This window comes from Koromonas soli (genome assembly GCF_059726265.1).
This window is the reverse complement of the sequence record NZ_AP040872.1, coordinates 2,947,989-2,960,486: the sequence shown is the minus strand read 5'-3', so window position 1 is coordinate 2,960,486 and position 12,498 is coordinate 2,947,989. Positions and strand designations below refer to the sequence as shown.

The 12,498-nt window shown below is 57.7% G+C and carries 10 protein-coding genes; 2 read left to right on the top strand and 8 right to left on the bottom strand.

The genetic code is table 11. The annotated features are described in order from the left end of the window. Positions 1-15: 15 nt before the first annotated feature. From AC6IY8_RS12955 to AC6IY8_RS12930, 6 genes are all read right to left on the bottom strand, one after another. Entirely contained in the window at positions 16-1,110 is a 1,095-nt protein-coding gene (locus tag AC6IY8_RS12955) for a transglutaminase-like domain-containing protein (protein ID WP_497774932.1), read from the bottom strand. Continuing rightward, positions 1,107-2,555, bottom strand: a complete 1,449-nt coding sequence (gene selA / locus AC6IY8_RS12950; RefSeq protein ID WP_497774931.1) for an L-seryl-tRNA(Sec) selenium transferase — start codon at positions 2,553-2,555, stop codon at positions 1,107-1,109. The genes AC6IY8_RS12955 and selA overlap by 4 nt, the downstream gene beginning before the upstream one ends. Positions 2,556-2,667: 112 nt before the next feature. Continuing rightward, positions 2,668-3,684, bottom strand: coding sequence for an NrfD/PsrC family molybdoenzyme membrane anchor subunit (gene nrfD, locus AC6IY8_RS12945; protein ID WP_497774930.1), 1,017 nt, complete (start codon positions 3,682-3,684; stop codon positions 2,668-2,670). A 2-nt stretch (positions 3,685-3,686) separates the two neighbouring features. Then, positions 3,687-4,535 (bottom strand): 4Fe-4S dicluster domain-containing protein, encoded by an 849-nt coding sequence (locus AC6IY8_RS12940; RefSeq protein WP_497774929.1) that lies wholly within the window; start codon positions 4,533-4,535, stop codon positions 3,687-3,689. Continuing rightward, complete coding sequence (locus AC6IY8_RS12935) at positions 4,532-7,207, bottom strand: molybdopterin-dependent oxidoreductase (protein WP_497774928.1); 2,676 nt, start codon at positions 7,205-7,207, stop codon at positions 4,532-4,534. The genes AC6IY8_RS12940 and AC6IY8_RS12935 overlap by 4 nt, the downstream gene beginning before the upstream one ends. Before the next feature lie 12 nt (positions 7,208-7,219). Then, positions 7,220-7,801 (bottom strand): hypothetical protein, encoded by a 582-nt coding sequence (locus AC6IY8_RS12930; protein ID WP_497774927.1) that lies wholly within the window; start codon positions 7,799-7,801, stop codon positions 7,220-7,222. Positions 7,802-7,988: 187 nt separating this feature from the next. On the opposite strand from AC6IY8_RS12930, the gene AC6IY8_RS12925 reads away from it, so the two are divergent. Continuing rightward, positions 7,989-9,122, top strand: coding sequence for a pyridoxal phosphate-dependent aminotransferase (locus AC6IY8_RS12925; protein ID WP_497774925.1), 1,134 nt, complete (start codon positions 7,989-7,991; stop codon positions 9,120-9,122). 14 nt (positions 9,123-9,136) lie between these two features. Here AC6IY8_RS12925 and poxB read toward each other — a convergent pair whose 3' ends face one another. Then, the gene (gene poxB / locus AC6IY8_RS12920; RefSeq protein WP_497774923.1) at positions 9,137-10,861 is read right to left on the bottom strand and encodes a ubiquinone-dependent pyruvate dehydrogenase; all 1,725 of its coding nucleotides are present in this window, start codon (positions 10,859-10,861) and stop codon (positions 9,137-9,139) included. Positions 10,862-10,949: 88 nt separating this feature from the next. After that, complete coding sequence (locus tag AC6IY8_RS12915) at positions 10,950-11,693, bottom strand: SRPBCC family protein (protein WP_497774921.1); 744 nt, start codon at positions 11,691-11,693, stop codon at positions 10,950-10,952. 7 nt (positions 11,694-11,700) lie between these two features. Between AC6IY8_RS12915 and AC6IY8_RS12910 the strand changes: the two genes are divergently transcribed. Next, a complete protein-coding gene (locus AC6IY8_RS12910; protein ID WP_497774919.1) occupies positions 11,701-12,468 on the top strand; it encodes a Crp/Fnr family transcriptional regulator in 768 nt (255 codons plus the stop codon). The last annotated feature ends 30 nt before the right edge of the window (positions 12,469-12,498 follow it).

Here is a 12,498-nt window from a genome sequence, read left to right as displayed (position 1 = left end):
CCCTAATCCGGCGCTTTAGGAGCGTTCAATCTCGCGTGCCGTAATCTCATACTTGAAGCTGTCCGGGTCCAGGCTATCCAGTCGTCCCTCTGCCGTTTCGGCCTGCGGATACATGAAGAAGGGAACCGTCGGCCCGGCAGAGCCAGGCAATGCCACGTCATGCGCGAAGTTGAACGCCATCCAGTTCATCTCCCACGAACCGAACAGACGCGCGCGCGCACGCTTCACTTTGTCATCGCTCAACGGCAAAAGTCCTGGCGGCTCTTCCAGAACAACTTTACGCACATCTGCAGGGTCCACCGGCACCCAGCCATATTCGCTCAGGTACACTTCAGCGCGGCAGTGCTGTGCCTTTGTCACGTTCTCCGTTGCAGGACCCAGAGACTTGTATCCCAACCTGGATTTCGCCACACGAATACCATAAACATCGCGTGCCGGTACACCCGAAGCTCGCGCCAAGCCGACAAATAAGGCATTCAGGTCCGCGCACTTGCCTCCAAGATCTTTTGTCTCGAGCATGCCGCGAATGTTCCCAATTCCGCAGCCGCGAGTCTTTGGATTGCGGAACGTATTGTCAACGATCCACTCGTAGATGCAGCGAGCCTTGTCGATGTCCGTATTTTGCCCGCGGGTGACTTCCATCGCCGTTTCGCGAACGATGCCATCCGTGGGCACAAACTTCGTCGAGCGCAGATAATAGGCCATTTCGTCGTGATTCAGTTTCTTGCCGCGCTTTGGGTTCGACAGGTTCACCGAGTGGTCTCTGGTCGTGATTTCACTGGTGACCGTGAGCACCGGTTTCACTCCCTCAGGAAATTGCGCTGCAACAATTCCCATTGCATCTTCCTTGTTCTTCACCAGCGATGCCTGGCCGCCATCGCATTCGAATCTGTTCGATAGAGTCTTCTGAAACGGGGTCTCACGAATCAAAGCGGCTGGAACCCAGATGCGAGTGGCGCCGACCGGCTTCGCGACTTCTACTTTTGTTGTGACTAAAAACGTGCGCCAATCTCCGGCAGCAGAACTGTCTGCAAAGAGCTCTGAAGCATCCGAAAGCAAACAGCCTGCCGAGACCGCTCCGGCGGCTCGCAAGAAGTCGCGTCGATTCATCGTACCCCTCCCAATCTCGGTAACAAGCAGCTCTGGTCTGCGCCTATCGTGTGTCCAAGCAACTGGCCAAGCTCTATATCGTCCTGTGGATTGACCGTGCGCAGGTCGAGCAGCACGCGATCGTTCTCTACTCGAGCCACCACAGGCGTCTTCTGCTTTCGCAATCGGCGAGCCAGCTCGGAAGCGCTCATACCTTCCGCCTGCAGCGACACCGCAAAGCTCGGAACAGACTTGCCCGGGGCAGCGCCGCCACCAATCATCGTTTTCGTCGGCTGCACCGTCACCGAAAACCCAACCAGAGACGACGCGAGCAACTCGCAACGCTTGCGGATCTCGTCGGCCGACGTGTTCAGCATCTCCAGAATCGGAATCTGATCGTACCGCTCGCGCAGATACGCCGAGAGCGTTGCTTCCAGCGCGGCGTAGCACATCTTGTCCACGCGCAGTGCGCGAAATAGCGGGTGCTTGCGCAGGCGCCCTACCAGGACGGGCTCTCCAGCAACGATTCCCGCCTGCGGACCGCCGAGCAGTTTGTCACCGCTAAACATCACGACGGAAACTCCCGCGCGCAGCGAAGCATAGACGTCCGGCTCATCCGCGATGCCATAGGAAGCAAGGTCCACCAACGCTCCCGAGCCAAGATCTTCCATCAGCGGAATATTGCTCTGCCGCGCAAGCTCCTCTAGCTCTGCCAACGCAGGCTGCTCTGTAAAACCGACAATCTCAAAATTCGATCGGTGGACGCGCAGCAACAGTCGTGTGTTTTCGTTGATTGCCGATTTGTAATCTTCCAATCGCGTGCGGTTCGTCGTACCCACTTCGCGAAGGATCGCTCCCGACTGCGCCATGATCTCCGGGACGCGGAACGATCCGCCGATCTCCACGAGTTCTCCGCGCGAGATGATCACTTCGCCGCCCGCCGCCAATGCCGAGAGCCCAAGGAAGACCGCGGCGGCGTTGTTGTTGACCACCAGCGCCGACTTTCCCTCGATGCCCTCCCGCGCGAACAACTGCGTAAACAGGTGCTCCGCATGCTTGTCGCGACGGCCCCGCTCGCCTTTTTCCAGGTCAAATTCCAGGTTGCTGTAGCCTGTAGCGGTCTCAACAATTCGTGCGATCGCTTCAGGCGCCAGAGGTGCGCGACCAAGATTCGTATGAATCACCACACCACTCGCGTTGATCACGCGACGCAGCGAGGGAGCCGTGGATAGCTCCAGCCTTTCGGCAACTTGCTCCGGCAGGGTGGTGGTGGCGTGTTCTAGATCGTGTTCCGTCATCGTCCCGCGTGAAATCATTGCGCGCAGGTGCTCCAGTTCGGCCCGCACTGCGTCGATCACTGTGGCTCTGCCGTACTCAGCCGTAATTGCTACCAGCGACGCAGTCCTCAGCAACTCATCGACCGAGGGCAGTCGGCGAAAGATGTCGGAATTAGAAGATGGAGTCATGCCGTCGATCAATGCACGGACACACGTCGCATGCGCACACTGAAAGCTCACCCAGATTCAGTATGCTTCGGCGGCATGGTTTGTGCAAGGGTGACGCTATAACCGTCTTAGATCATGGTTTCCAGCTACCGCGATTGGCGTTCTGGTCTGCGAGCCCACGGTCCTGCGAGGACTCTCCTCCCGCATGCGTGATCGCCCACTTCAGTGCCAGGCTGCCGACGAGCGTCAGGATAGAGCTGGCGATTCGTGCCGTGCGTGATTTACTCCTTCGCAGAATCGCTGGCGCGATCATGCCCAGCCCAACCGCCCCAATCCAGAACAGCTTCGACTGTCCGCCCGAGATCAGCGGCTTCGCCGCGCTCTTGGCCGTGGCAAAGTACGCTCCCAGGCACACGCCTTCACCAACTACCGCTGCATTTTCCATGCGTAGCATGTGCCGGATGGCCAACTCATCCCCCGTGAACTCGCCTACCAGCGACAGGGCTGCGGCACCACTCCCAACCGAACTGGCGGCAATCAGCGGGCCGAGATATGGCGTGTGCGCCCACACAGGAGTGCTTGTGCTCTCAAGCAGTACACCCGGGTAGCTGAGCATGGTAAGGGCTGCAGGGAGTCCCAGCACGCTTGCCGCGCGTTCGGGGATGCGTTCCAGCAAGCGGGTAATGACGGGTATATGGGGAAGTTTGTGTGCGAGTCCGTGAGCTGCACGCAGCGTCGTGAACAGCGCATAGGTAGTCAGTGCCCATGTGCCCAGATTCATCGGCGAGCGCGGCTTGAAAACCCGCAGCATGTGATGAAACCGCTCCGGCCTGCCCAAGTCAAGGATCAGCAGCCCCGGCGCGGGCATCATGGCAAATAGAGCTGTCAGACGGCCATATCCGATCGTGTCGCGGTGCCGCTTTACTCCTACCAGGTCGGCCACGGTGCCCAGCGTATACATCCCGGCACTCACGCCTTCGACAAAGAAGTAGAAGGCAATTTCCCATCCCCATACCGGCCTTTTCAGGATAGGAACATCTTCATAACCTCGCGTGGCGTCCCCGCGAGGTTTTACCTTGCGAACCAGTTCCAGGGTTGGAGTGATTTTCTCGAACTGCTCAGGTTGCGGCAGAAGTCCTCGATCGGCCACGTTTAGGTTCCTCGGTGGAAGAGCACGGCCGACATGGCGGTTAGCGCCAGCGACACGGCAAAGCTGAAGATGTAGTTGCGCTTCATGTGAGCCACCGGACGGCGTGGCGCTTCCGGCAAGTTGTAGCTAATCGGCTTGTCCTTCAGCAGGAAGAAAGAATTCAGCGCGCTATATTCACCATTCGTCTCCGCGCCATACAGATACGCATCGGTTTCGCCGCGGCCGTGCAGTTCTTCAACGCGTTTTTTCGCCTTCTCTCTCAGCTTGCTCAGAGGACCGAACTGAATCGACTCAGTGGGACAGCTTTTTGCGCACGCAGGCGTCATGTCGATCTTCTGTCGGTCGTAGCACAGCGTGCACTTGTGCGCCCGTCCATCGAGTTTGTTGCGCGCAAGCACTCCGAAGGGACACGCCGCCACACAATAGCCGCACCCATTACAGATATCCTGCTGCACATAAACATTGCCGAATTCGTTGTAAACGATCGAGCCCGTGGGGCACGCTTCCTGGCACGGAGCCACTTCGCAGTGCTTGCACACATCGCTCATCATCAGCCAGCGGCCTGCTGCGCCATCACCATTGCCGTCCTTCGAGCGATCAAACTGCTCGACGAAGGCGACATGCCGCCACGTAGTGTCACTCAGCATCAGCGTGTTGTCGTAGCTGTTGCCGCTCAGTTGCATTCCGTCGGATGGAAGCTGGTTCCACTGCTTGCATGCAACTTCGCAAGCCTTGCACCCAATGCAGAGCGTTGTGTCCGTAAAGAATCCTGTTTGCTCCCGCGCTTCAGGAGGAGCAGGCCGGCTCCAAGCGTTCTGCACTTCGTTCGCTATCTGCACAAGCTCGTTCATAGCATTTGACCTTCTGGCTGGTCGGAGTTCCGGGTGTCTGGTGATGGCCCATGCTCAGGCCACGGAGCGGGACGCATATCCGTGACCGTCTGCGGTCTCGGCAACCTCCCCGGGCGAATGTTGACCGTGAAGGCTTTGGCTTCGTGCATGCTCACATTGGGATCAGCCACAATCGACGTGAGGTCGTTTGCGATTCCTCCCGGTGTTTCGCCCGAATATCCCCAGTGGAATGGCAGTCCGATCTGATGCAGTGTTTGGCCGTTCACCGTGAGTGGCCTCATCCTCGGAGTCACCATGGCTTTTGCTTCCATCGTGCCGCGACGATTCCACACCGTCATCCAGCCGCCATGCTCAATTCCTCTCTCCTCCGCCAGCTCAGGGCTGATCTCCACGAACATCTCTGGCTGCAGTTCGTTGAGCCAGCTATCAAAGCGGCTCATCGGGCCGCTCAGGTAGTGCTCCGTCAGGCGATAAGTAGTCGCTACGATCGGGAAGTCCGGATCAAGCGCCCCATTCTTATCGTTCCCCGGAACGTTATAAAGCTCGACCGTAGGATTGTCCTGTTGTGCGTAAAGCAGGTTTGGAACCGGCGACTCAATGGGCTCGAAGTGCGTTGGCAGCGGACCATCCTTCGTGCCTGTAGGCGCAAACAGCCATCCTTTTCCATCCGGTTTCATGATGAACGGCGTGTCGCCTGCAATCGCCTGCATTCCCTTGGCACCGTCCGGAGGACGATACGACGGTGGCTTATCCGGTTCGAAATCGGGTATGTCGAAGCCCGTCCAGCGTTTCTTCTCCTCGTCCCACCACATGTACTTCTTGCGTTCCGACCACGGCTTGCCCTCGGGATCAGCCGAGGCGCGGTTGTACATGATGCGCCGGTTTGCCGGCCATGAAAATCCCCACTCCGGGCTCACGTAATTGTTCGGATCGGTCTTGCGCGAGCGGGCGCGGTTGTTGTTGTCGCTCGGGAAAACGCCGCTATAGATCCACACGCCGCACGCCGTCGAGCCATCGTCTTTCAGGCTGTTGAAGTTCGGAACCTGCTTGCGGTCTGCGACCGTGTAGCCGTTCATCTCTTTCAGGATCTTCTCTACGGAGGGCTCACCCTCAATCCGGCTCATCGTCCCATCCGGCAGCATCTCCGGATGATCCTGATCGTAATCCCATGTGAGGTTCAGCAAACCCTGATCGCGACTCAGCTTCGAGCCCGCATATAGCTTCTTCAGGCGCTTGCCAAGCTCATACATAAACCATGCATCCGAGCGGCAATCGCCCGGAGGATCGACGGCCTTGTCGTGCCATTGCAGCAGGCGCTGCGTGTTGGTAAACGTACCCTCCTTTTCCGCGCTTGAACCTGCCGGGATAAAGAACACCTCCGTCCCAATCGTTTTTGGATCCGGATGCTCAGGCCCCAAATACCAGAACGAGGCGCTCTCAATTTCAAACCAGTCGCGCACTACCAGCCATTTCAGCTTGCGCAGTCCCTCGCGATGCAGGTTGCCGTTCGGAGCCCCTGCTGCCGGGTTCTGCCCCATCAGGAACATGCCTTCCACTTCTCCCCTTGCCATACGAACAAAATGCGCCAGGTGCGAGTAGTTGGCGTCCAGCTTGGGAATCCAGTTGAATCCGTAGTCATTCTCTTTGGTTGCCGCCTCGCCATACCAGGCCTTCAGCAGGCTGATCATGAACTTCGGAAAATTCGCCCAGTACCCAAACTCAACTGTTTCTTTCTTTAGGTACTCGGCCAAAGTCGTGTGTTTCCGCAGCGTTGTCGGCTGCATCAGGTAGCCCGGCAGCAGATCGTACAGCGTAGGTACGTCGGTCGAGCCCTGAATGCAGGCATGCCCACGCATTGCCATAATCCCGCCACCCGGGCGTCCAATGTTGCCAAGCAGAAGTTGCACGATGGTCGCAGCGCGAATGATCTGCACGCCCGTGCTGTGCTGTGTCCAGCCCACCGCATACACAATCGAGGTCGTGCGTTCCCGTCCAGAGTTGGCGCACACGGTCTCTGCCACTTTCAGGAACTCTTCTTTCTTACAGCCGCAGACCTTCTCCACCATCTCTGGCGTGTAACGCTCATAGTGATGTCGCAGAATGTTCAGCACGCAGCGCGGATTTTGCAGCGTGGGATCGGTTTCCGGCTTGTGCGTGGAAATCGCACCGGCGCGTTCGCTGAATGACTCTGCCTTTACATCCGTGTGTGCGTGCGTTTTCGGCTGTCCATCATCCGAAGCGTAGTTCCACTTGATCTTCGTTGGATCGTACGTACGAGTCTTCTCGTCGTAGCCGTCGAAGAACCCACCCTGATCCTCGGCGTCGCGGAACTCATCATTGATAATGGTCGGCGCGTTTGTGTACGCCATTACATATTCTTTGAACCAGCGATCGTTCTGAAGAATGTAGTTGATCAGCGCACCGAGAAATACGATATCGGTGCCTGTGCGAATCGGCACATACTGGTTGCACATTGCCGACGTCCGCGAGAAATGCGGATCGACGTGTATGAGCTGAGCTCCTCGCTCGCGTGCCTTCATCGGGAAGCGGAATCCAACCGGATGAGCTTCCGCCATGTTCGAACCCATAATCAGAACGCAATCGCTGTTCTGTAGATCTTCCTGAAGACTGGTGGCCGCTCCGCGACCCAGCGCAGTGCCCAGACCGGGCACAGAAGCGCTGTGTCAAATACGGGCCTGGTTTTCTATCGAAACAATGCCCAATCCTGCATTTAACAGCTTTTTCATCAGGTAGTTTTCTTCCAAATCAAGCGTGGCGCCGCCCAGGCTCATCATGTTGCGCACATGATTCACCTCGTCGCCTTTCTCGTTCTTCTCGATGAAGCCTTTTTCGCGCGTCTCTTTCGTCAACTGCGCAATGCGGTCCATCGCCCAATCCAGCGGCTTCTTCTCCCATCGATCCGAATACGGTGCCCGATACATCACCTCAGTGATGCGGTGAGGATTAATGTTCAACTGGAACGTGTTCGCGCCCTTGGGGCACAGCGTTCCGCCGTTGATTGGACTATCGGGATTCCCCTCGATGTCGATGACCTTGCCGCCCTTTACATACACCAGTTGGCTGCAGCCGACTGCGCAATATGGGCAAACACTCACCACCTTGGCGGCACCATCGATTCGCGCTTTTTTCTGAACTGAGTTGGGACTAAATGGCTGCCGCTCGACTGCTCTTAGTTGTGCTGAGGTTTCTGGACTCGGAGCTGAAGCAGTTTTGCCAGCTTTGGGAATTCGGCCGGGCGTTTTCATAGTGCGGTGGGATGTTCTGAATTTGAAAGTTGTTGTCCGCCCTTCAACAACCTATCTTCAAAAGGAATCCGCGACATGAACTCACGGCCGGTTGTCTGTCCCTCACAGCTTTGTCGTACAGTAGAGGTGGGTTTCTGTAACGCTCATGCCAAAGACCAGCCATCGAACCAGTCTATTTGGAGAGTCCGTGATCCGCAGGATGACGCGGGTTTCCAACGAGTGCGGGGCGATCAACCTGTCGCAAGGCTTCCCCGATTTCGATCCACCCGAGCCGCTGATTGCAGCGCTGGAGCATTCCGCCCGCCGCGGTCCGCACCAGTATGCGGTCACCTGGGGAGCTCCGGATTTCCGGACTGCCCTGGCCCGCAAGCAATCCCGTTTCATGGGCATGCCGCTCGATCCTGACGAAAACTTCGTCATCACCTGCGGCAGCACGGAAGCCATGATGGTGGCCATGATGACCGCCTGCAATCCGGGCGACAAGGTCATCGTCTTCTCGCCCTTTTACGAGAACTATGCTGCTGATGCCATTCTTTCCGGCGCTCAGCCCATCCACGTCACCCTACATCCGCCCGACTTCCGCTTCGACCCGGAGGAGTTGCGACGCGCCTTCGAGCAGCGTCCAAAAGCTCTGGTCCTCTGCAATCCTGCCAATCCTTCAGGCCGCGTCTTCACCCGTGAAGAGCTACTCTACATCGCCTCTCTTGCCGAGGAGTTCGACTGCTTTGTTCTGACCGATGAAGTGTACGAACACATCGTTTACGAGCCTCACCGCCACACCTACTTCGCCACATTACCAGGAATGTTCGAGCGCACCATCTCATGCAGCTCACTTTCCAAGACATACTCCATCACTGGATGGCGTCTCGGCTACGTAATCGCCCCACCCGCCGTCATCAACGAAGCCCGCAAAGTCCACGACTTCCTCACCGTGGGAGCCGCTGCTCCCTTGCAATCCGCCGCAATTGCTGGGCTCGAGCTGCCAGACAGCTACTACAGCGATCTGCTTGCCATCTATACGGAAAAGCGCGATCTCTTCCTGAATTGCCTTGATCAGGCCGGACTCGCCTACTCGCGTCCCGAGGGTGCTTACTACGTGATGGTCGATATTTCAGAGTTCGGATGGGACGACGATGTCGCCTTTGCCGAGTGGCTCGCGCGCGAAGTCGGTGTTGCCGGAGTGCCCGGTTCCAGCTTCTTCCATGAACCTGTCCGCCACCTCATCCGCTTCCATTTCGCCAAGCGTTCCGAGACGCTCCTCGCCGCCGGGGAACGCCTCGCTAAGCTCCGCGAAAAAGCGCACGCATCCCGCAAGCGTTGAAGTAGCTGCTCCCGCTACCGGAACAGCTCCGTATTCGCTAAATCGATGATCTCGTCGCCGCGTCCATTCAGCACGGCCTTTGCCAGATACATCGCAAAGCCCGCCATCTGTGACATGTTGATGTGTGGAGGCATCGACAGCTCCTGCCTGTGTACCAGCACATCCACCACGGCTGGTCCGTCGTGCTTCAGCGCCTCACGCAATCCCCCCTCGAGATCCTTGGAGTTCTCTATCCTCACGCCCAGTATTCCCGCCGCCTCCGCAATCTTCGCAAAGTTCGGATTGCGCAGTTCCGTTCCGAAGTCCAGCAGGCCCACTGCTTTCATTTCCATTTCCACGAAAGCCAGTGAGGCATTGTTGAACACCACGATTTTCGCCGGAAGCTTCATTTGGTGCAGCGTCAGCAGTCCTCCCAGCAACATGGCCACGCCGCCATCTCCTGCCAGCGCAATCACCTGTCTCTTCCTGTCCACCGCCTGCGCGCCCGCTGCTTGCGGCAGTGCGTTCGCCATCGAGCCATGCGTAAAAGATCCAACTAGCCTGCGCTTACCATTCATGTGCAGATAGCGCGCTGCCCAAATCGTTGGCGTCCCCACATCGCAAGTGAAAATCGCGTCATCATCAGCGAGCTGATCAATCATCTTCGCCACGTACTGCGGATGCAGCGGCACACGGTCGTTCTCCGCCACCGCAAGCGAATCTAGCTGTTTGCGCGCGCGACCATAGTGGTCCACCGAAGTGCTCAAGTGAGCCGAGTCCCGTTTCTTTTCCAGCATCGGCATCAGAGCTTCAATCGTGTGTTTCACGTCGCCAACCAGGCCCAGGTCCACTCGCGTGCGCCGGCCAATCTGTTCTCCCCTCACATCGACCTGCAGAACCTTTGCGTGCTGCGGGAAGAACTGCTGATACGGAAAATCAGTTCCCAGCATCAGCAGCGTGTCGCAATTCATCATCGCGTAGTAGCCCGACGAAAACCCCAGTAGTCCCGTCATCCCTACATCATAAGGATTGTCGTACTCGACCACTTCTTTTCCGCGCATCGCGTGCACAATAGGAGCCTGCAGATGCCCCGCGAGCGAGATCAGCTCGCTGTGCGCTCCGGCGCAGCCGATCCCAGCAAGAATCGTGACCCTAGCTGCGCGGTTCAGCATCTCCGCTGCCCGTTCTACGTCAGCCTGTTCTGGGTGCGAACACGGCGCTGTCCCGCTGATGGCGATCGGGTGCATCGGCTCTGAACATTCTCCCAGCAGCACGTCGCCCGGAGCGATCAGCACCGATACGCCGCGCTGTGCAACCGCGCTGCGCATGGCAATTCCCAGCAATCGAGGAACCTGGTTCGCCGAGCCCACCATCTCCGCATAGTGGCTGCAGTCGCGAAATATCTGCTGTGGACGAGTCTCCTGAAAATATCCGCTGCCCAACTCATCACTCGGAATCTGTGCGGCGAGCGCGAGCACCGGAACACGGCTCCGATGGCAGTCGTAGAGACCATTAATGAGGTGCATATTTCCCGGTCCGCAGCTACCAGCGCACACCGCTAGCTTCCCGGTGATGTGCGCTTCAGCTCCGGCGGCAAACGCAGCTTCCTCTTCGTGCCGCACGTGCACCCACTCGATCTTTCCCGAACTACGGATCGCCTCGGTGATCCCGTTCAGCGAGTCACCCGGTATGCCATAGATTCGTTTCACTCCGGATTCGATCAGAGTTTCAATGATGACCTGTGCAGCACTCTTTGCCATGTTGTCCTCGGGAGATGTGTATGGGATCACGCTGAAGCCAGTGTTCGTGGACGAAAAAACCACCTGCCTGCGAAAAGGGGGTCCGGTCCTACTTGTTCTGACGTTTGTTCATGAACGTGGGTTCGGTCGGACGTGTGTACTCGACCGGTGTATCAGGAGGCCCAAACTCCACGTTCTGCTTGGGAGAAGCGAGTTCGGGGCCGTACGTCCCGGTGGCACGCCGCTCTTCTTCTCTGGATACATGTCCGGCACGCGAGCCCTCTAGGTGGGCTTTGAAATCCCGGAGAACTTGTTCGATATAACCTTCCAACTGTCCAGTCACAGGAGAGAACAAAGGCCGCAGTGCGCGGGAGGGTGGCACATAGTTCATCTGCACATGCATGACCGTGTCGTCCGCGACAGGCGAAAACACCACGCGGCCTGTGAGCTGTGTTCCGCCAACAGTCTTCCATCCCAACACTTGCTTGGGGACAACCTGAGTCAGTTCCGCCTCCCATTCCAAATTTCGGCCACCGACCACGGCACTCCACGTCGAGCGATTGCCAGACACGCTCACTCTTTGGATAATGTCAGTGAATTGGGGAATGCGGCTCAGATCACTCCATGCATCAAAGACATCGTGCACGGGGCGGCCGATCTGAACACTCTTTTCCAAGCGGATGATGCGGCTGTCCCCACCGCGTCCCATCAGCCCATATGCCCAGAAACCAGCCAGGGAAACGGCTGCTCCCGTCGCGAATCCACTCCAAAAGCTGCGCTGTACCATAAGTTTTTTGAGCCAACCGACAACCGGCGAGTTGCCATCCGCCAGACCGGCACGCTGGTGAACCAAAGCAGGAATGTCCACCAGAATTGAACGGGAGTACCGTCCGTTTCACGCAACCGCGCCTGATAGAATTCTGCTGATGAAAACGGACCGGATTAGTTTGGCGGCTGTCCTCAAGAAATCAGCGTTACTCTCGAACCTTTCTGATTCAGAGCTCGACCACCTCTCCGTTCGCACCGTGAGGAAGACGTTCGAGAAGGGCGAGCTCTTGTTTTCCGAGGGAGAGCCCTGCAAGGGACTCCACATCATTGCTCTCGGCAAGGTTCGCATTTTCAAAACGTCCGCGAGTGGAAGGGAACAGGTGCTCTCCATCGATGGTCCCGGCGGCACCATTGCCGAGCTGCCTGTTTTCGATGGAGGCCCCTATCCTGCGTCGGCCATCGCCGTCGAAGACGCGGAGATCGCCTTCATCTCGCGTCGTGACTTCCAGGCCTACTGCATGGAGCATCCCGAGGTTGCGCTCAAGGTGCTGGCTCAAGTCGGAGCCAGGTTGCGGCGTCTGGTCGGCATCATCGAAGAGCTTTCGTTCACCACCATTCGCGAGCGTCTTATTTCAATGCTCGTCAGGTTGGCCCAGACCGAAGGCAAGCAGACAGCGCGTGGAGTTGAGTTCCAGTTGCCGGTCAGTCATCAGGAGTTAGCCAACCAGCTTGGCACTGTTCGCGAACTCGTTTCCCGCAATCTGACGCGCCTGCAGGCCGAGGGCCTGCTTGAAGTGGATGCGCGGCAAGTCGTAGTGAAGAACATGCGCGCTCTTGCGTCGGTGCTGGAGAATTCCTGAGACTGAGTTCACCCTGAGAAGGTTCGATTC